General features: G+C 69.4%; 9 protein-coding genes, 3 rRNA genes and 1 pseudogene. 2 read left to right on the forward strand and 11 right to left on the reverse strand.

What is annotated here, in order from left to right; genetic code table 11:
• Position 1: 1 nt before the first annotated feature.
• The 11 genes and pseudogenes from pstC to BOQ63_RS21915 form a co-directional block, all read right to left on the reverse strand.
• Positions 2-979, reverse strand: coding sequence for a phosphate ABC transporter permease subunit PstC (gene pstC / locus BOQ63_RS21865; RefSeq protein WP_030289039.1), 978 nt, complete (start codon positions 977-979; stop codon positions 2-4).
• A 150-nt stretch (positions 980-1,129) separates the two neighbouring features.
• Positions 1,130-2,263 carry a phosphate ABC transporter substrate-binding protein PstS gene (gene pstS / locus BOQ63_RS21870; RefSeq protein ID WP_030289041.1) on the reverse strand — a complete coding sequence of 378 codons (1,134 nt, stop codon included), beginning with the start codon at positions 2,261-2,263 and terminating at the stop codon, positions 1,130-1,132.
• Between the two features lie 227 nt (positions 2,264-2,490).
• A complete protein-coding gene (locus BOQ63_RS21875) occupies positions 2,491-2,988 on the reverse strand; it encodes an NUDIX hydrolase (RefSeq protein ID WP_046386929.1) in 498 nt (165 codons plus the stop codon).
• 73 nt (positions 2,989-3,061) lie between these two features.
• A complete protein-coding gene (locus BOQ63_RS21880) occupies positions 3,062-4,186 on the reverse strand; it encodes a CHAD domain-containing protein (RefSeq protein ID WP_050366643.1) in 1,125 nt (374 codons plus the stop codon).
• A 121-nt stretch (positions 4,187-4,307) separates the two neighbouring features.
• Positions 4,308-6,485 (reverse strand): RNA degradosome polyphosphate kinase, encoded by a 2,178-nt coding sequence (locus tag BOQ63_RS21885; protein ID WP_046386926.1) that lies wholly within the window; start codon positions 6,483-6,485, stop codon positions 4,308-4,310.
• A gap of 387 nt (positions 6,486-6,872) precedes the next feature.
• Positions 6,873-7,847, reverse strand: coding sequence for a mycothiol synthase (gene mshD, locus BOQ63_RS21890; RefSeq protein WP_150476039.1), 975 nt, complete (start codon positions 7,845-7,847; stop codon positions 6,873-6,875).
• A gap of 71 nt (positions 7,848-7,918) precedes the next feature.
• Positions 7,919-8,035 (reverse strand): 5S ribosomal RNA (gene rrf, locus BOQ63_RS21895).
• Between the two features lie 86 nt (positions 8,036-8,121).
• Positions 8,122-11,241 (reverse strand): 23S ribosomal RNA (locus BOQ63_RS21900).
• A 271-nt stretch (positions 11,242-11,512) separates the two neighbouring features.
• Positions 11,513-13,029, reverse strand: a 16S ribosomal RNA gene (locus tag BOQ63_RS21905).
• The 16S, 23S and 5S rRNA genes sit together here, the layout of an rRNA operon.
• 586 nt (positions 13,030-13,615) lie before the next feature.
• A pseudogene (locus BOQ63_RS21910) lies at positions 13,616-14,917 on the reverse strand (SpoIIE family protein phosphatase); the annotation flags it as partial.
• A 182-nt stretch (positions 14,918-15,099) separates the two neighbouring features.
• Positions 15,100-16,545: an NAD(P)/FAD-dependent oxidoreductase gene (locus BOQ63_RS21915; protein ID WP_078867794.1), complete on the reverse strand. Its 1,446-nt coding sequence runs from the start codon at positions 16,543-16,545 to the stop codon at positions 15,100-15,102.
• Between the two features lie 480 nt (positions 16,546-17,025).
• On the opposite strand from BOQ63_RS21915, the gene BOQ63_RS21920 reads away from it, so the two are divergent.
• Both BOQ63_RS21920 and BOQ63_RS21925 read left to right on the forward strand, forming a co-directional pair.
• Positions 17,026-17,895: a TetR/AcrR family transcriptional regulator gene (locus BOQ63_RS21920; protein ID WP_223886006.1), complete on the forward strand. Its 870-nt coding sequence runs from the start codon at positions 17,026-17,028 to the stop codon at positions 17,893-17,895.
• Between the two features lie 425 nt (positions 17,896-18,320).
• Positions 18,321-20,639 carry a sigma-70 family RNA polymerase sigma factor gene (locus tag BOQ63_RS21925; protein ID WP_454130284.1) on the forward strand — a complete coding sequence of 773 codons (2,319 nt, stop codon included), beginning with the start codon at positions 18,321-18,323 and terminating at the stop codon, positions 20,637-20,639.
• Positions 20,640-20,723 lie beyond the last annotated feature (84 nt).

A 20,723-nucleotide genomic window follows, 5' to 3' on the forward strand; every position in this document is an offset into this window, starting at 1 on the left:
GTCATGCGTTGGCCCCCGAGTACTCCTTGCGGCGGGCGATGATCAGTCGCGCGGCGCCGTTCACCAGCAGGGTGATCACGAACAGGACGAGGCCGGAGGCCATCAGCGCGTCCCGGCCGTTGTTGCCGGCCTCGGCGAACTTCAGCGCGATGTTCTGCGCGAAGGTGCCGCCGCCCGCGTCGAGGATGTGCAGCGACAGGACGCTGTTGGCGGAGAGCACCACCGCGACCGCGATGGTCTCGCCGAGCGCCCGGCCGAGGCCGAGCATGGAGGCCGAGATGATGCCGGGGCGGCCGAACGGCAGCACCGCGGTGCGGATCATCTCCCAGCGGGTCGCGCCGAGGGCGAGCGCCGCCTCCTCGTGCATCCGCGGCACCTGGCGGAACACCTCGCGGGAGACCGCGGTGATGATCGGCAGGATCATGATCGCCAGCAGGATGCCGACGGTGAACAGGTTGCGCGGGGTGCCGGTCCTGGTCTGGTCGAAGAGGTACGTCCAGCCCAGGTACTGGTTGAGCCAGCTGGTCAGCCCGTCCATGTGCGGGACCAGGAACAGCGCGCCCCAGAGGCCGTAGACGATGCTGGGGACGGCGGCGAGCAGGTCGACCAGGTAGGCGAACGGCTGGGCGATCCGGCGCGGGGCGTAGTGCGAGATGAACAGCGCGATCCCGATGGCCACCGGGACGGCGATCACCATCGCGATGAGGGCGCTGACGATGGTGCCGAAGGCCAGGACGGCGATGCCGAAGACCGGCTTCGGGGCGTCCGGCGTCCACTCGAAGGTGGTGAGGAAGTTGCCGTTGTTGTTGCTGAGGGCCATGCCCGAGCGCCAGGCCAGGAAGCCGGCGATCGCGGCCATGATGACCAGCAGCAGGATGCCCGCGCCGCGGGCGAGGTTCATGAAGATCTTGTCGCCGACGCGGCTGTCGCGCGGTCGGCGTTCCCTGCCTCGCGGGGCGGCAGGGGAGGATGAGGTCATTGGTCTACTCCGGTCTGGTGGTGCCGCCCCGGAAGGGGGTCGGCACCATGGCGGCGGTGCCCCGGACGTTGGTGCTGGATGGTGGCGCTCCGGTGGGACGGCCCCCGCCCCCCTCGCTCACGGGGCCGTCCCACCGGGGGTCCTGTCGGGTCAGGCCAGGGTGCCGACGGCGGCCTTGACCTTGTCGCCGATCGCGGCCGGCATCGGGACGTAGCCCTTGTCGCCGATCGACTTCTGGGCGCCGTCGCTGATGGTGTAGGTCAGGAAGGACTTCAGGGTGTCCAGGGTCTCGGCCTTGTTGCCCTTGTCGCAGGCGATCTCGTAGGTCACCAGGACGATCGGGTAGGCGTTGTCGGCCTTGGTGCCGTAGTCCAGGGAGAGGGCGAGGTCGCCGTCGGTGCCCGACACGGTGGAGGAGGCGATGGTGTTCGCCGCGTTGGCGGCGGTCGCCTCGACCGGCTGAGCGGCGCCGGTGGCGATCTTGGCGCTCTTCAGGTTGTTGGTCTGGGCGTAGGACAGCTCGGCGTAGCCGATCGAGTTCTTGACCTGCTTGATCTGGGCGGAGACGCCGGCGCTGCCGTTCGCGGACTGGCCGCCCTTGCCCTTCCACGCCTTGCTCGGCTCGGCGCTCCAGGCGCCGCCGGAGGTCTTGGCGAAGTAGGAGGTCAGGTTGAAGGTGGTGCCGGAGTCGTCCGACCGGTGGAAGGTCTGGATCTCGGCGTCCGGCAGCTTGGCACCCGGGTTCAGGGCGGCGATGGCCGGGTCGTTCCACTTGGTGATCTGCGAGTCGAAGACCTTGGCGGCGGTCGGGCCGTCCAGGACCAGGTTGTCGACGCCCTCGACGTTGTAGACCAGCGAGACCAGACCGGCCACCATCGGCAGGTCGATCGCCTTGCCGCCGGTGCAGACGGCCTTGGAGGCGTCGACGTCGGCGGGCTTGAGGGCGAAGTCGGAGCCGGCGAAGGCGACCTTGCCCTGGTTGAACTGCTGGACGCCGGCACCGGAGCCGCCGCCGCTGTAGTTGACGGTGGTGCCGGAGCAGGAGGAGCCGAAGTTGGTCTTCCACACGTCGATCGCGGGGGCCTGGGCGGTCGAACCCGCGCCGAGCAGCGTGCCGGCCTTGCCACAGTTGATCGCGGCCGCGGCAGCGGAGGAGCCGTTGGATCCGCCGGACGCCGTGTTGGTGTTGTTGTCCGAGCCGCAGGCGGCGAGCGACAGCGAGCTGACGAGCGCCATGGCACCGATGGCGAGGGCCTTGGAGCGGCCGTTCCGCTGGAGCTTCACAGGGGTGTCCCTTTCTGTGGCATTGCCCGTCGCGCAGGCCGTGCGGACATGGCCGAGCGCGGGTTTTGCTGTGGTCCGGGGCCCGTTCGGCCCTCCGGTGGTCCCGAAGTTAGGCCGGGGAAGTGACACGTCAGCCGGTCACAAGTGAACGGGGAGTGAACCTCGAACGGATGACAGGAAACTACGTCACGTAGTAACGGTTGCGTCACGGGGAGGGCGCAGGGAGATCACTTCCACCGCTCCCGCACCCGCGGCTCCTCACCCGTCCGTACGGGCTTCGCTCCCAGGACCGCCAGCAGGGCGTCCACCAGCAACCGGTCCCGGTCGTGGGTCAGCCGGGCCCTGGCCTTGCCCGCCGGCAGCCACTCCAGGCGGTCGACCTCGCGGTTCGGCCGGAAGGCCCCGCCGGTCGGCACCGCCGCCCAGTACCGGACCTCCTTCGGACGGCCCTGCGCCAGGTAGTGCTGGGCGGGCAGCTCCGGGCCGAGCAGGCAGCGGAAACCGGTCTCCTCCGCCACCTCGCGCAGCGCCGCCTCGACCACGCCCTCGCCCGGGTCGAGCTTGCCCTTCGGCAGGCTCCAGTCGTCGTACTTCGGCCGGTGGATCACCGCGATCCGTGGCCGGCCCAGCCGTCCGCTGGGCTTGGGCTTCCCGGGCAGCCAGAGCACCGCGCCCGCCGCCAGGACCACCGGGGCACGGCCCGTACCGGTCGCGGGCGCGTCCACCCGCTGCTCGGGGTACGGGCGGCTCCGCCCGGTGCTCGGGCGCCTCTGCCCGACGTTCAGGCGATCGTGCAATTCAGGCCGTCCGTGATGCGGGGGAATCCCCCCGGCCCTCGGCAGGGGGGATCTCCAGCCAGCCGTCCAGGCCGGGCGGGAGGTCGGTCCACCGGCGGCCGAAGGCGTACCGCGCCGCCTCCACCTCCAGTCGCTGATCAGCATGCACCACGCCCAGCACGTAGGCGGTCGCGGGGGTGATCCTCGGCGTGCGTGCCGCGGTGGCGGCGGTGACCGCGGCGTCCGCCGCCTCCTGGTGCCGGTCCAGCACCGCGTCCAGCTCGTCCAGTTCGGAGGACGGGCGGCCGCAGACCTCCAGCGCGTACCGGGCCCGCTTCACCAGGATCCGCAGCCGGGACCAGGGCGCGTCGTCGGCCGCCAGCGCGGCGTCGGCGCCCGCCGGAGCGACCCGCGCCGAGGGCACCGCCTGCCCGAAGGCGGGCGAGGAGGGAGGCAACGGGCCCAGCCGGCGCAGCCCGTCCCCGCCGTACGGCGTCGCGGCCCGCTGCAGCGGCAGCTGCTGGGCGCTCGCCGACAGCGCGGTGAACGCGGCCGCCGCCTGCGGCAGCAGCACCGCCGAAGCCCGGCCGCCGGCCGTCTCCAGCAGCGGCGCCTCGCCGACCAGCAGGGTCATCCGGTCCGCCAGCGCGTGCAACCGGGCCGAACGCAGTTCCTGGAGCACGGTGGAGTGCGCCCTGGTCCGGGCCAGGGTCAGCTGCCGGTCCAGCAGCGCCCGCGCCTTGGGGGCGCCCGCGTGCCCGGCCAGCATGCCGGTGCCCTCCGGGTCCGTGCCGCTCAGCGAGTCCACCGCGCCCAGCAGCCGCACCGAGCGGCGGACGTAACCGGGCTCCAGCGCCAACAGGTTGAGCAGCCAGCGCAGTTCGGTGCGCGACTCCTGCGCCCAGCCCGGCTCGAAGACGGCCCCGAAGGTGTGCAGCAGTCCGCCGATCCGACGCACCGCCCGCAGCAGGTCCGCGGTGCCGCTCGACGGCACGGCCGCGGCCGAGCCCGGTCTGGCGCCGACCTCGCCCACCGCGAGCGGCAGGGCGCGCAGGAACGCGCCCGCCTGGGCGGTGAGTTGGCGGGAAAGGATGTCCCCGGCGGTCGCTGTGGAGGCCGCCTGGGCCGTCATCGGCGCATCGGTCATGGCGTGGTTGATCCCCGTTCCCCCGGGCCCTTCCCCGAGGCTGGTGGCCGACCGCCGGAGCAGGTCCCCTCGGGGCCTTCGGGGGCCCCGACCGCTCCGGCGGCTCGCATCAGTGGACGCGTCAGCGCGGGGTGGCGGCCCGGCGGCGCTGGCGTGAGTCGATGAGCAGGTCCTGGACGTGCCGCAGCGGCCGGCCCTCCGCGTCCTGCGAGTGGCGGGCCCAGGCGCCGTCCGGCCCGAGGTGCCAGGACTCGGTCTCGTCCGACACCCCGAGGTCGATCAGCCCGGACAGCTCGGCGCGGTGCGCGGGGTCGGTGATCCGCATCAGGGCCTCGATCCGGCGGTCGAGGTTGCGGTGCATCATGTCGGCGCTGCCGATCCACACTTCGGGATCGCCGTTGTTGCCGAAGACGAAGATCCGGGAGTGCTCCAGGAAGCGCCCGAGGATGCTGCGCACCCGGATGTTCTCGCTCAGCCCCGGCACCCCCGGGCGGATCGCGCAGATCCCGCGCACCCAGACGTCCACCGGCACCCCGGCCTGCGAGGCCCGGTAGAGCGCGTCGATCACGGCCTCGTCGACGATCGCGTTGACCTTGATCTTCACGTACGCGGGCCGGCCCGCCCGGTGGTGGGCGATCTCGTTGTGGATCCGCGAGACCAGGCCGTCGCGCAGGCCGCGCGGCGCGGTCAGCAGCCGGCGGTAGGACTCGCGGCGCGAGTAACCGGACAGCCGGTTGAACAGGTCCGAGAGGTCCGCCCCGACCTGCGGGTCGGAGGTGAGCAGGCCGAGGTCCTCGTACAGCCGGGCCGTCTTCGGGTGGTAGTTGCCGGTGCCGACGTGCGAGTAGCGCCGCAGGGTGTCGCCCTCCTGGCGGACCACCAGCGACAGCTTGCAGTGGGTCTTCAGCCCGACCAGGCCGTAGACCACGTGGCAGCCCGACTCCTCCAGCTTGCGGGCCCACTTGATGTTGGCCTGCTCGTCGAAGCGCGCCTTGATCTCGACCAGGACCAGCACCTGCTTGCCGGACTCGGCCGCGTCGATCAGCGCGTCCACGATCGGCGAGTCGCCAGAGGTGCGGTACAGGGTCTGCTTGATCGCCAGCACGTCCGGGTCGGCGGCGGCCTGCTCCAGGAAGGCCTGCACCGAGGTGGAGAAGCTGTCGTACGGGTGGTGCAGCAGGACGTCGCGCTCGCGCATCGCGGCGAAGATGTCCGGCTGGGAGGCGGACTCGACGTCGGTCAGCCCGCGGGCCGTGCCGGCCACGAACTTCGGGTACCTGAGCTCCGGGCGGTCCAGGTCGGCGATCCCGAACAGCCCGGTCAGGTCCAGCGGCCCGGGCAGCGGGAAGACCTCCGCCTCGGTGATGTTCAGCTCCCGCACCAGCAGGTCCAGGATGTAGGGGTCTATCGACTCCTCGACCTCCAGCCGGACCGGCGGGCCGAAGCGCCGCCGCATCAGCTCCTTCTCCAGGGCCTTGAGGATGTTCTCGGTGTCGTCCTCCTCCACCTCCAGGTCCTCGTTGCGGGTGACGCGGAAGGCGTGGTGGGCCAGCACCTCCATCCCCGGGAAGAGCTCCTCCAGGTGCGCGCCCATGACGTCCTCCAGCGGGACGTACCGCTGGGGCGAGGCCTCGAGGAAGCGGGCCAGCGACTGCGGCACCTTCACGCGCGCGAAGTGCTTGTGGCCGGACACCGGGTTGCGGACCACCACGGCCAGGTTGAGCGAGAGCCCCGATATGTACGGGAAGGGGTGCGCCGGGTCGACCGCCAGGGGGGTCAGCACCGGGAAGATCTGCTGCCGGAACAGTGTGTGCAGCCGGGCCTGCTCCTTCTCGGCCAGCTCCGGCCAGCGGACCACCTCGATGCCCTCGGCGGCGAGGTCCGGCAGCACCTCCTGCTGGAACGCGGCGGCATGGCGGGCCATCAGCTCGCGCGAGCGGGTCCAGATCAGGTCCAGCACCTCGCGCGGCTGAAGCCCCGACGCGCTGCGCTGGGCGACGCCGGTGGCGATCCGGCGCTTGAGGCCGGCCACCCGGACCATGAAGAACTCGTCCAGGTTGCTGGCGAAGATCGCCAGGAACTTCGCCCGCTCCAGCAGCGGGATCCCCGGGTCCTCGGCCAGCTCCAGGACGCGCTCGTTGAACGCGAGCCAGCTCCGCTCCCGGTCGAGGAAGCGGCCCTGCGGCAGTGCTTCGAACTCCTGCTCGTCCGTGGCCGGCAGCTCCGGCGGGATGCCCAGCGCACTGGACATCCTGGCCGTGGGCGCCGACGGGGCAGGGACGGGGCGGGGGATGCTCATGGGTTCCAGCTCCTCCAGCAGGACGGCGTCCGGACGCGAACGGCTCTGCGGGCCGTCGTCCTCGCCCCGGGTTGCCCCCGGGGACAGCGCCCACCCACCGGGCGCGGTCCGTACAGGACCGGCCGACGAATGGCGGTCGACTCTGCACGAGCGAGACACTACGGACTTCATCCTGTGATCTTCGCGGCAGCAATTGAATCCACGGTAAACACCGCATGGCCAAGAGGAAAGCTGAGTCGGTCGGGGCAAGGGGCGGCGCCGCTCTCCGCCCCTCGCCCGCGACCGTTCCGTTACGGCTCGGCCGTTCCCGGCGTGGGTGGGGGTCTGGGTGTAGGTGGCGTGGCGTGGGGGTTGGGGTTGGGGGTGGGGTTGGGGGTGGGTGCGGGTCTAGGCGGGGGTCCGGGTCCACCGGTCAGCCTGGTACCGGGCCCGGTACATGAGATCCACCTCGTGAATGGTGAATCCCAGTCGCTCGTATACCCGCACGGCGGCCGGATTGTCGGCGTCCACGTAGAGGAGGACGGTCGCCAGTCCGCGCTCGCCGCTGCCCGACCCGGTCAAGTGACGCAGACCCGCCGCGGTCAGCGCCCGGCCGAGGCCGCTGCCCTGCTCGGCCGGATCGACCCCGACCACGTACACCTCGCCGAGCTCCGGCTCGGCGGCGGTGGCCGGGTGCACCTTGGTCCAGTGGAAACCGACCACCTTGCCGTCCCGGGTGGCGAGGAAGAAGCCGGCCGGATCGAACCACGGTTCCGCGATCCGCTCGGCCAGGTCCTGCTCCGTCCAGGAGCCCTGCTCGGGATGGTGGGCGAAGGCCAGGGCGTTCAGCCGCAGCCACTCGGCGTCGTCCTCCCCCGGGCGGAAGGTCCGGAGCTCGATGCCCGCCGGGAGGGGAACGGCCTCGGTCTGCGCACCGGTGCGGCGCATCTGCCGCAGCTCGCGGACCAGCTCGGCCCCGTACGCGCCTGCCAGGTGCCGGGCCGCCGGGTGACCGCCGTGCAACCAGAAGTCCACCGCGTCCCGGCCGACCAGGTGGGCCTGCGCCAGTACGGCGTCGACCAGCGGACGGGCCAGACCGCGGCCACGGGCGGCCGGGTCGACCACCAGCTCGGCGGCGGGCTCGGCGGTCGGCGCCTCCGGAACCTCGAGCTGGCCGTAGCCCACGACGGAGCCGCTCTCGCTGCCGACCACGTGGGTGACGCCCGAGCGGGGCGTCCCGGCGCTCCGCAGCCGGAGCCGGCCCTGCTCGGAGACGGCGGCCCGGCCGTCGACCGCCTGGGCCTCCGCCAGAACACGCAGGGCGCCGTCGCGCTGCTCGGGGCTGAGCACGTTGCTCGCAATGACCGCTGTCTGATCGTCCATGCACCGACGATACGTCAACGGAAATGCGAAAAGCCCCTGATCCAAAGGATCAGGGGCTTTTCTGAATGATTGTTCGGCGGCGTCCTACTCTCCCACAGGGTCCCCCCTGCAGTACCATCGGCGCTGTGAGGCTTAGCTTCCGGGTTCGGAATGTAACCGGGCGTTTCCCTCACGCTATGACCACCGAAACACTATGAAACTGTCAACCGCACCAACCCATGCCTTACGGGGTCGGGGTCGTTGTTTCAGAACAACACAGTGGACGCGAGCAACTGAGGACAAGCCCTCGGCCTATTAGTACCGGTCAACTCCACCCCTCACAGGGCTTCCATATCCGGCCTATCAACCCAGTCGTCTACTGGGAGCCTTACCCTCTCAAGGAGGTGGGAGTGCTCATCTCGAAGCAGGCTTCCCGCTTAGATGCTTTCAGCGGTTATCCCTCCCGAACGTAGCCAACCAGCCATGCCCTTGGCAGAACAACTGGCACACCAGAGGTTCGTCCGTCCCGGTCCTCTCGTACTAGGGACAGCCCTTCTCAACACTCCTACGCGCACAGCGGATAGGGACCGAACTGTCTCACGACGTTCTAAACCCAGCTCGCGTACCGCTTTAATGGGCGAACAGCCCAACCCTTGGGACCTACTCCAGCCCCAGGATGCGACGAGCCGACATCGAGGTGCCAAACCATCCCGTCGATATGGACTCTTGGGGAAGATCAGCCTGTTATCCCCGGGGTACCTTTTATCCGTTGAGCGACGGCGCTTCCACAAGCCACCGCCGGATCACTAGTCCCTACTTTCGTACCTGCTCGACCCGTCAGTCTCACAGTCAAGCTCCCTTGTGCACTTACACTCAACACCTGATTGCCAACCAGGCTGAGGGAACCTTTGGGCGCCTCCGTTACCCTTTAGGAGGCAACCGCCCCAGTTAAACTACCCACCAGACACTGTCCCTGATCCGGATCACGGACCCAGGTTAGACATCCAGCACGACCAGAGTGGTATTTCAACGGCGACTCCACAACAACTGGCGTTGCTGCTTCAAAGTCTCCCACCTATCCTACACAAGCCGAACCGAACACCAATATCAAGCTATAGTAAAGGTCCCGGGGTCTTTCCGTCCTGCTGCGCGAAACGAGCATCTTTACTCGTAATGCAATTTCACCGGGCCTATGGTTGAGACAGTCGAGAAGTCGTTACGCCATTCGTGCAGGTCGGAACTTACCCGACAAGGAATTTCGCTACCTTAGGATGGTTATAGTTACCACCGCCGTTTACTGGCGCTTAAGTTCTCAGCTTCGCCCAGACGAATCTGAGCTAACCGGTCCCCTTAACGTTCCAGCACCGGGCAGGCGTCAGTCCGTATACATCGCCTTACGGCTTCGCACGGACCTGTGTTTTTAGTAAACAGTCGCTTCTCGCTGGTCTCTGCGGCCACCCCCAGCTCAAGGCGCAAGGCCCGTCACCAGGAATGGCCCCCCTTCTCCCGAAGTTACGGGGGCATTTTGCCGAGTTCCTTAACCATAGTTCACCCGAACGCCTCGGTATTCTCTACCTGACCACCTGAGTCGGTTTGGGGTACGGGCCGCCATGAAACTCGCTAGAGGCTTTTCTCGACAGCATAGGATCATCCACTTCACCACAATCGGCTCGGCATCAGGTCTCAGACTATATGTGAGGCGGATTTGCCTACCCCACGTCCTACACCCTTACCCCGGGACAACCACCGCCCGGGCTGGACTACCTTCCTGCGTCACCCCATCGCTCACCTACTACCCCGTTGGGCCACCGGCTCCACCACTTCCCTTTGCCCGAAGGCTCCGGGACGGCTTCACGGGCTTAGCATCAGAAGGTTCAGCGTTGGCGCTTCAAAGCGGGTACGGGAATATCAACCCGTTGTCCATCGACTACGCCTGTCGGCCTCGCCTTAGGTCCCGACTTACCCTGGGCAGATCAGCTTGACCCAGGAACCCTTGGTCAATCGGCGCAAGAGTTTCCCACTCTTGTATCGCTACTCATGCCTGCATTCTCACTCGTATACCGTCCACGACTCGATTCCTCGGCCGCTTCACCCGGCACACGACGCTCCCCTACCCATCACAGCAGGCGTTGGCCCTATAGCTGCAATGACACGACTTCGGTGGTGTGCTTGAGCCCCGCTACATTGTCGGCGCGGAATCACTTGACCAGTGAGCTATTACGCACTCTTTCAAGGGTGGCTGCTTCTAAGCCAACCTCCTGGTTGTCTCTGCGACTCCACATCCTTTCCCACTTAGCACACGCTTAGGGACCTTAGTCGGTGTTCTGGGCTGTTTCCCTCTCGACCATGGAGCTTATCCCCCACAGTCTCACTGCCACGCTCTCACTTACCGGCATTCGGAGTTTGGCTAAGGTCAGTAACCCGGTAAGGCCCATCGCCTATCCAGTGCTCTACCTCCGGCAAGAAACACGTGACGCTGCACCTAAATGCATTTCGGGGAGAACCAGCTATCACGGAGTTTGATTGGCCTTTCACCCCTAACCACAGGTCATCCCCCAGGTTTTCAACCCTGGTGGGTTCGGTCCTCCACACGGTCTTACCCGCGCTTCAACCTGCCCATGGCTAGATCACTCCGCTTCGGGTCTTGGGCATGCAACTCAAACGCCCTATTCGGACTCGCTTTCGCTACGGCTACCCCACACGGGTTAACCTCGCTACACACCGCAAACTCGCAGGCTCATTCTTCAAAAGGCACGCAGTCACGGCCAGCCGGTAAACCGACTGACGACGCTCCCACGGCTTGTAGGCACACGGTTTCAGGTACTATTTCACTCCGCTCCCGCGGTACTTTTCACCATTCCCTCACGGTACTATCCGCTATCGGTCACCAGGGAATATTTAGGCTTAGCGGGTGGTCCCGCCAGATTCACACGGGATTTCTCGGGCCCCGTGCTACTTGGGAGATGAGCAAGCAAGCCGTACAGATTTCGTCTACGGGGGTCTTACCCTCTACGCCGGACCTTTCGCATGTCCTTCGACTACCCATACGGTTTCTGACTCGCCCAGCCGCCGGCAGACGACTGAAGCTCATTCCCACAACCCCGTATTGGCAACCCCTGCCGGGTCTCACACCAATACGGTTTAGCCTCATCCAGTTTCGCTCGCCACTACTCCCGGAATCACGGTTGTTTTCTCTTCCTGCGGGTACTGAGATGTTTCACTTCCCCGCGTTCCCTCCACACTGCCTATGTGTTCAGCAGCGGGTGACAGCCCATGACGACTGCCGGGTTTCCCCATTCGGACACCCCCGGATCAAAGCTCGGTTGACAGCTCCCCGGGGCCTATCGCGGCCTCCCACGTCCTTCATCGGTTCCTGGTGCCAAGGCATCCACCGTGCGCCCTTAAAAACTTGGCCACAGATGCTCGCGTCCACTGTGCAGTTCTCAAACAACGACCAGTCACACACCCTCAACAATCCCGAAGGACCATCTCGAGTGAGGCCGGCATCCTTGAGGCAACTTCCGTTCCCTCAGGACCCAACAACGTGCCCGACACAGTCAATCCCAGAACGCGTTCCACGCCGAAGCAGTACTAGCCCCTGGTCTCTTCCTGTGCCGAATAGTCAACGTTCCACCCATGAGCAACCGTGCAGAACATTCGCCTGCAAGCGGCCATGTGCTCCTTAGAAAGGAGGTGATCCAGCCGCACCTTCCGGTACGGCTACCTTGTTACGACTTCGTCCCAATCGCTGGTCCCACCTTCGACGGCTCCATCCCTTACGGGTTAGGCCACCGGCTTCGGGTGTTACCGACTTTCGTGACGTGACGGGCGGTGTGTACAAGGCCCGGGAACGTATTCACCGCAGCATGCTGATCTGCGATTACTAGCAACTCCAACTTCATGGGGTCGAGTTGCAGACCCCAATCCGAACTGAGGCCGGCTTTTTGGGATTCGCTCCGCCTCACGGCATCGCAGCCCTTTGTACCGACCATTGTAGCACGTGTGCAGCCCAAGACATAAGGGGCATGATGATTTGACGTCGTCCCCACCTTCCTCCGAGTTGACCCCGGCAGTCTCCTGTGAGTCCCCGACATTACTCGCTGGCAACACAGAACAAGGGTTGCGCTCGTTGCGGGACTTAACCCAACATCTCACGACACGAGCTGACGACAACCATGCACCACCTGTATACCGACCACAAGGGGGCACCTGTCTCCAGGTGTTTCCGGCATATGTCAAGCCTTGGTAAGGTTCTTCGCGTTGCGTCGAATTAAGCCACATGCTCCGCTGCTTGTGCGGGCCCCCGTCAATTCCTTTGAGTTTTAGCCTTGCGGCCGTACTCCCCAGGCGGGGAACTTAATGCGTTAGCTGCGGCACCGACGACGTGGAATGTCGCCAACACCTAGTTCCCAACGTTTACGGCGTGGACTACCAGGGTATCTAATCCTGTTCGCTCCCCACGCTTTCGCTCCTCAGCGTCAGTAATGGCCCAGAGATCCGCCTTCGCCACCGGTGTTCCTCCTGATATCTGCGCATTTCACCGCTACACCAGGAATTCCGATCTCCCCTACCACACTCTAGCCTGCCCGTATCGAATGCAGACCCGGGGTTAAGCCCCGGGCTTTCACATCCGACGCGACAGGCCGCCTACGAGCTCTTTACGCCCAATAATTCCGGACAACGCTCGCACCCTACGTATTACCGCGGCTGCTGGCACGTAGTTAGCCGGTGCTTCTTCTGCAGGTACCGTCACTTGCGCTTCTTCCCTGCTGAAAGAGGTTTACAACCCGAAGGCCGTCATCCCTCACGCGGCGTCGCTGCATCAGGCTTTCGCCCATTGTGCAATATTCCCCACTGCTGCCTCCCGTAGGAGTCTGGGCCGTGTCTCAGTCCCAGTGTGGCCGGTCGCCCTCTCAGGCCGGCTACCCGTCGTCGCCTTGGTAGGCCATTACCCCACCAACAAGCTGATAGGCCGCGGGCTCATCCTGCACCGCCGGAGCTTTCCACCAACCCCCATGCGGAGGAAGGTCGTATCCGGTATTAGACCCCGTTTCCAGGGCTTGTCCCAGAGTGCAGGGCAGATTGCCCACGTGTTACTCACCCGTTCGCCACTGATCCACCCCGAAGGGCTTCACCGTTCGACTTGCATGTGTTAAGCACGCCGCCAGCGTTCGTCCTGAGCCAGGATCAAACTCTCCGTGAATGTTTACCCGTAATCGGGTCCACACCCGCGTTGAGCGGCACGGCAACCACCGGAATAGGGTGATCCCGCGCACTGCGTCCTCGCTAGTGTTTGTTTCAAAAGGAATCTCCAACCCCGATCAGACGATCGAGGCCGGGGATGTCAACATATCTGGCGTTGACTTTTGGCACGCTGTTGAGTTCTCAAGGAACGGACGCTTCCTTCAGGCCGCCTTCCAGCGGGCCCTCCGGGCGCTTCGTTCTTTCGTGTTTCCAGCTTATCAGATGTTTTCCGCTCCGTTTCCGGCGCTTCGTCATCCAACTCGCTGGTGTCTTCTGCGGCTTGACGCCCCGTCCGACGTTTCAAACTCTAGCCGATCCCCGCTCCGAAAAGCGAATCCAGCCGAGTCCGACTGCAATCCGATAAAACGAGCACGCCGAATAAGCACCGAGCCGAGACGCGCAAGGCGAAACGACCGGTACGGGACCGGAGTGGTGTTTCAAGGGATTGGCTGCCCCGGGGCCGTCCGCGCTGATGCGTGTCCGGTGCTCCCTGCCAGGCAACTCGAAGAACTCTAGGCCTCTGGGATGGCCGAGTCAAGCGCCGCAAGTGGATTTTCGGCGCCCTCCTCCCCCGGCAGTTGGAAGGCCAGGACGGCCACGTCGTCGTCGTGTTCCGAGGTCACGCCCATCGCCCGCAGCAGCCGGGCGCAGATCACCTCGGGGGCGCCGATCGCGCCGGTGAGGGTGCGGGCCAGCAGGTCGAGTCCCTGGTCAATGTCCTCGTCGCGGCGCTCGACCAGGCCGTCCGTGTAGAGGACGCCGGTCGTGCCGGGGAGCAGGCGCAGGGTGTGGGAGACGTGCAGGCCGCCGCCCGTACCGAGCGGGGGGCCGTTCTGCTCCTCGCTGCGCAGGATGGTTCCGTCGGGGCAGCGCAGCAGCATGGGGAGGTGGCCGGCCGAGGCGTAGGAGAGGGTGCGGTGCTGCGGGTCCCAGACGGCGTAGGTGCAGGTGGCGATCTGGTTGGCGTCGATCTCCATGGCGAGGCCGTCGAGCAGGCACATCACCTCGTGCGGGGGCAGGTCGAGGCGGGCGTAGGCGCGTACGGCGGTGCGCAGCTGCCCCATCACGGCGGCCGCTCGCAGGCCCCGGCCCATGACGTCGCCGATGACGAGTGCGGTGCGCCCGCCCGCGATGGCGATGACGTCGTACCAGTCGCCGCCGACCGCGGCCTCGGCGCCGCCCGGCTGATAGGTGGCGGCGACCCGCAGGTCGGCGGGCTGGTCGAGCTTCTGCGGGAGCAGGCTGCGCTGGAGGGTGACGGCGGCCTCGCGCTGGCGGCGTTCGGCTTCGCGCAGCCGGGCGGCGGCGAGCACCTGGTCGGTGACCTCGGCGGCGAAGACCAGCACTCCGGCGGGCGGGCCCTCGGCGGGCGCGTCGCCGGTGTCGCCGGTGCCGAGCGGTACGCAGGAGACGTTGTAGTAGCGGTTGCCGGTGAGCCCGAGGATGCAGCGGGCCTTGACGCTGCGGGGGCGGCCGCCGCGGATGACCTGGTCCATCAGGGGCAGGACGCCCATGGTGCCGAGTTCGGGGAGGGCCTCGCCGGCGGGCAGGCCGGTGGGGCGGTCGCCGAAGAGTTCGCGGTAGGCGCGGTTGGCGTAGCCGAGCTGGTGGAGCGGGCCGTAGGTGACGGCGACCGGGGCGGGGATGCGGTTGAGGACCTCGCGCAGGTTCTGGGGTTTGTGCGGGTCGAGCAGTTCGGCGGCGGCGGTGGGGCCGATCGGGTCGCGCTGGCCGGGAACGACGACGCCGTCGGTGGAGGGCGTGCCCTCGTCGGTGCCGGCCCCGTCGGGTGGGGCGGCACGCCAGGGGACTCCGGTGAGCCGGGCGCTCCAGCGCATGAGGTTCAAACGACGGCCGCTTCCTCGTTTTCCAGGCATATCATCACTTTTTGTGCGCACGTCAGCACACGGGGTAATGACCAGTTCGGGCTGATCCTGTCAGGCGGAGGGCCGGTTCCGGAAGTCGCCCGCCCGGGGTGGCCGTCGGACGGGCCTCCGGATCGTCCGTCGACCCCGGGCGACGGGCGCGTTCATTGCGGAGCTTCCGGCTCAGCCCCGGCCGGCCGACCCGTTCCGGAATCGAAATCGCCCTCGAGGGTCGAACGCGGGTGCGCCATCGTTCCCAGCGAGACCACCTCGCGGGAGAACACCCCGAGCAGCACCCAGTCCATCAGCACCCGCACCCGGCGCTCCGCGCTCGGCAGCCGCCGCAGGTGCCGCGCCCGGTGCAGCCACCACGCCCGCCGTCCGGTGAGCCGACCACCGCGCCGGGTGTGGGCGACGGCCCGGTGGAGGCCGAGTGAGGTCGAGCAGGCGGCGGGGCCGGGCCGGTACGCGACCAGCCCCGGCGCGTGCGGTCCGCCGTCCAGGGCCAGCGCGATGTTGCGGGCCAGCAGCGCGGCCTGGGCGAGGGCGTGCTGGGCGTTGGGCGCGCAGGGGGCGCCGTCCGCGTTCGGATCGGGGACGGCGGCGCCGTCGCCCGCCGCCCAGACACCGGGCAGGGCGCGTCCGTCCGGTCCGACGGCCTGCAGGGTGGCCAGGCAGCGGACCCGGCCCAGGGTGTCCAGCGGCAGGTCGGTGTCGCGCAGCATCGGGGAAGGCCGGACCCCCGCCGTCCAGACCAGGGTGCGGACGCCGAAGCGGCTGCCGTCGGAGAGCGCGGCGATCCCGCCGGCGGCGGACTCCAGGGTGGTGCGCAGCCGGATGTCGACGCCGCGTTCGCGCAGCTGGCGCAGGGTGTGCTCGGCGAGTTCGGGCGACTCCTCGGCGAGGATCCGGTCGGTCGCCTCGACCAGCACCCAGCGCAGGTCCTCGGCACGGACGTTGTGGTGGCCCCGTACGGCGGTGCGGGCCATGTCCTCCAGTTCGGCGAGCGCGCCGACTCCCGCGTAGCCGGCACCGACGAAGACGAAGGTGAGCGCGGACTGCCGCAGGGCGGGGTCGCGGGTGGCGGAGGCGAGGTCGAGCTGCTCCAGCACGTGGTTGCGCAGGTGCACCGCATCGCCGACGGTGGAGAAGCCGATCCCGTGCTCGGCGAGGCCGGGCACCGGGGCCGTCCGGGAGACCGAGCCGGGGGCCACCACCAGGACGTCGTAAGGGACTTCGAGCGGCGCCGGGGGCTCGCCGGGGCCCGCGGCGTCGGCCAGGACGCGGCGGGCGGCGTGTTCGATCCGGGTGATCCGGGCGGTGAGCACCCGACAGTCCGGCAGGACCCGGCGCAGCGGGACGACCACGTGCCGCGGGTCGATCGAACCGGCCGCGACCTCGGCCAGCAGCGGGTGGTAGGTGGAGTAGGCCCGGGGTTCGACGACGGTGATCTCCACCTCACCGCGCCGCAGCCGCTCCCGCAGGCCACGCTGGAGGTGGAGCGCGGTGGCCATCCCGGCACAGCCGCCGCCGGCGATCAGGATCCTGATGGTGCACCTCCTGCCGATGTGACGTTTCGTCCCGGCCTCGCGGCCGGGCGCGCCCCCCATCACGCCCCCCTATGAAGGACCGGCGGAGGTGGTCTTGTCCACAGTCCGTACGGGGCTGGTTGCGACGGAAGTGGCGGGCGTGGCCAGTTGTGCTTGCTGGACGACTTTCTGACGCACTTTCGGCCGCGAAGAGCCGTGAACTATGGTCGGATTGTGTGCCGGAGCGGCCACCGCCATGACAACTGGCGGCGACGCACCGTGGACCGGCCACTACGGCCAGTTCCAGCGTTGGCGCGAGAACCCGACTGGGGGACAGTCATCCGGGGAAGGGTAGTTCCCGGACGAGGCCCCGGGCGGTGCCGACGCGCCGAGCCGGACGTCGAGGCGGCCCGGCGGCACGACCGTGGTCACCGGAACGGGACGGGCGGCACGAGCGATGGGTCATCTGGTCATTTCTGACGGGCTGAGCTGCACCGGGGGGTGCAGGGGCGGGCGACGACAGGGTCCGGTTTCGGACGCCTGCGGGGGAGAGTTGGGATGATGGAACAGAAGCAGGTGTTGGGGCGGGCGGCTGTACCGCACGCCGGACAGGGCGTGGTGCCGGAGCAGCGCGGCCCGGTGGACCTGCCACCGGGCGGGATGGCGTACGCGGCCGTCCCGTACCGGTCGGAGCCCCCGCAGGCCACCGCGGCGGTACCCGGGACCAGGCTGCGGGTGGACGCCCGGCGGAACCTGGAGAGCGTGCTGCGCGCCGCCCGGGAGGTGTTCGGCGAGTTCGGCTACGGCGCTCCCATGGAGGAGGTCGCACGCCGGGCCGGAGTCGGGGTCGGCACCGTCTACCGGCGCTTCCCGAGCAAGGAGGTGCTGGTCCAGCGGATCGCCGCCGAGGAGGTGGCCTGGCTGACCGCGCAGGCGCGGGAGTCGCTGTACGGCGGTGACGGCGCCTGGGAGGCGCTGGCCGGGTACCTGGCCCGGGCCGTGAGCACCGGGGCCGGGCGGCTGCTGCCGCCGGAGGCCTTCCGGTACGCGGAGGAGCTGGGCCGGGTGCCGGAGCAGCGGGCGCCGGAACCGCCGGCGGCCGTCCGCTTCGACCTGCGCGGCGAGGAGGCACGGTCCGGCGCCGCGGCCGAGCCGTCGCCGGCGGACGCCGATCCTCGGCTGCTGCTGCAGCTGTTGGCCGCCCTGGTGGCGCGCGCCGGTGCGGCGGGCGAGCTGCGGCCGGGCGTCACGGTGTCGGACGTGGTGCTGGTGCTGACCGCGTCGGTGCCGGTGCACGCGGCACGGCCCTCGGTCTCGGCGCCGACGGCGGCCGGTTTCACGGCGGTCGGTCCGCAGACGGACGGTCAACCGGCCGCGGCGCCGTCGGACCGGCTGCTGCAGATCCTGCTGGACGGCCTGCGGGCGCGCTGAGTCGGCGGCGGCCTCGACCTTCGCGGTCGTGGTGCCGGACCGGTGTTGGACGTGGTGCCGGACCCGGCGCCGGGCGGGCTGCCGACGACGCGTCGGGCAGGCGCGGTCGACGCGCCGGACGGGCGGGCGAGTTGGGCGGGACACCGGCGCGCGCACAGGGCACGCGCGCCGGGTGCGGGCGCCGCGCGGCCCCTCACCGCACGCTGGGCGAACACGTCCGCGACGGCCCCTCGGAAGAGTGGGTACCGGCCGGTCCGGCTACCGCGGGTCCCTGCGCTATGCCATCCTTTGCCCGTGGTTGGAGCCAATGTCCCGATGCGCGCCCTTCGCGCGCCGTCGGCGCCGCACCCCGGGGAACCGTGCGCCTACGCACACCCGCGCGCCCTGCCACACTACGGGGGCTGTCGTGGAATCTGGGGTCCGTTGTGAGCGCCGAGGAACAGAACGACTACGGGTACGGCCTCGACTTCGGGGGCTTCTCCGGTAGTACGGCCGGAGGGTCCGCCGCGGGCCCCGGCGGCACCGGCGCGTCCCAAGTCCCGGGATCCCCAGGCAGTTCGGGCGCTGCGGCCGGTTCCGGCGCAGGGCACGTCCCGGACCAGGGCGGATGGCCCGGCCGCGAGTCGCTGTCCGCTGCCCGGCCGCCCGGCCGGGTGCCCGGCCAGGCCCCGGCGGGGCAGGGCGGTGTCGCCCCCGAGGCGTTCGTCGGTGACGGTCTTCCGGCCCGTCGTCCCGCCCGCCCGACCGTGCCCGCCCCCGCCGACCCGGTGGACGGCGAGCGCCCGCCCTCCGACGCCGAGTTGACCGCCCGGGTCCGGGCCGGGGACGACACCGCGTACGAGGAGATCTACCTCCGGCACGCCGACTCGGTGCGCCGCTACGCCCGCACCTGCTGCCGGGACAGCTTCACCGCCGAGGACCTCGCGGGCGAGGTCTTCGCCCGCACCCTCCAGGCGCTCAAGGCGGGCAAGGGCCCGGAGTTCGCCGTCCGCGCCTACCTGCTGACGGCCGTGCGCAACGTCGCCGCCGCCTGGACCCGGAGCGAGCGGCGCGAACAACTCGTCGACGACTTCGGCCTGTTCGCCCAGAGCTCGGCCGCCGTCGCCGGCTTCGACCTGGCCGACCCCGGCGCCGACGCCTGGGCCATGGCCATGGCCGACCGGCGGATGGTCATGCAGGCCTACGCAGAACTCCCCGAGGACGACCGGGTGGTGCTCTGGCACACCGAGGTCGAACGGGAGTCCCCGAAGACCGTCGCCGTGATGCTCGGCAAGACCGCCAACGCCACCGCCGTCCAGGCCCACCGGGCCCGCGACCGGCTGGCCGCCGCCTTCCTCCAGGCCCACATCTCCGGCAGCCAGGAGAGCACCTGCGAGGCGTACGCCAACCGGCTCGGGGCGTACGCGCGGGGCTCGCTGCGCAAGCGGGCCTCGGCGGAGGTCGGCCGGCACCTCAAGGAGTGCGACCGCTGCACGGCGGCCTGCCTGGAACTCACCGAGATCAACACCGGTCTGCGCGCGCTGCTGCCCGGCGGTGTGCTGGTCTGGGTCGGGGTCGGCGGGTTCAGCGCCGCCGCGGCCGCCGTGGGCGGTGCCGCCGCGGTCGGCGGTGCGGCCGCGGTGGGAACGGCGGCGGCCTCGGCCGGGTCCTCGGGCACTGCTGCGGGGGCCTCCGGTGCTTCCGGCGCAGCGGGTGCCGGGGGCGCAGCAGGTACTGCGGGTGCCTCCGGTGCTTCTGGCGCTTCCGGCGGGAGCGCTGTCGGTGCCGCGGCCGGCGAGGGCCTGGGCACCGCGGCCAAGGCCGGGATCGCCGCCGCCGTCGCGGTGGCGGCCGCCGCCGCGGTGGCCGCCTACGCGCTGACCGGCTCGCCCGACCCGACGCCCCCCGTGGCCGCTCCCCAGGCCGCCTTCTCCGCCCCTGCCTTCCCCGCCCCGGTGGTGCCCGCGCCCGCGCCGCCCACCCCGGCGCCCACCAGCGCCGCACCGGCTCCGGTCCCGGTCCCGGCGGCCCCGGAACGGCCCGCGCCCAGCCCGAGTGCGAGCCCCAGTCCGAAGCCGACCCCGAAGCAGATTGCGCCCCCGGTCGCCACCCGGGCCCCCCGGCACGAACCGGCCCCGGAACCGACCACCGAGGCGCCGGTCGTCCCGATCCCGGCCCCGGCCCTTCCGGCCCTTCCGGCCCTTCCGACCCTCCCGCCACTGCCGCCACTGCCGACGCCGGAGGTGCCGGTCGTCCCGACGCCCACCGTGCCGCCGGTGCCGGAACCGACCGTCACCCCGCCCGGGCCGCCCGCCCCCACCGACTTCTGGGGCGACTCCCTGCCCGTGTGGAAGCCCGGCAACCACCGGGTGCCGCCGGAGGGGCCGAGCATCCGGCGGAAGGGCAGCGACAGGTTCTGGCAGCGCGACGGCGGCTGGATCGGCGGCGACTACCACCCGCACGCCATCACCGTGCACGCGCCGGCCACCACGCTGGTCGACCTCAACCGCAGCTGCACGTCCTTCGACGCGGTCGCCGGGGTCGACGACGCCACGCTCAGCCCCGGCGGCGTCGTCTTCACCGTCCAGAGCGGCGACGGCAGCACCCTTTGGCGCTCCCGGCCCATCGGCGCCGGGGACGACGCGGTGCCGGTGCACGTGCCGCTGGCCGGGCAGAAGTCGATCCGGCTGGTGGTCACGCCGGTGCACGGAATCTGGTCCGCGCTGAACGTCGCGGACTGGGCGCAGGCCCGGTTCAGGTGCTAGTAGGGGTGTGGCCCCGGGCCGGGGCCCGTCCCGGAAGCCGCTGACGGCTTCCCTGGCGACGGGCCCCAGTCCTGCTTCCGTGGC

It is taken from the genome of Streptomyces viridifaciens (assembly GCF_001888885.2).
Classification (GTDB): Bacteria; Actinomycetota; Actinomycetes; order Streptomycetales; family Streptomycetaceae; genus Kitasatospora; species Kitasatospora aureofaciens.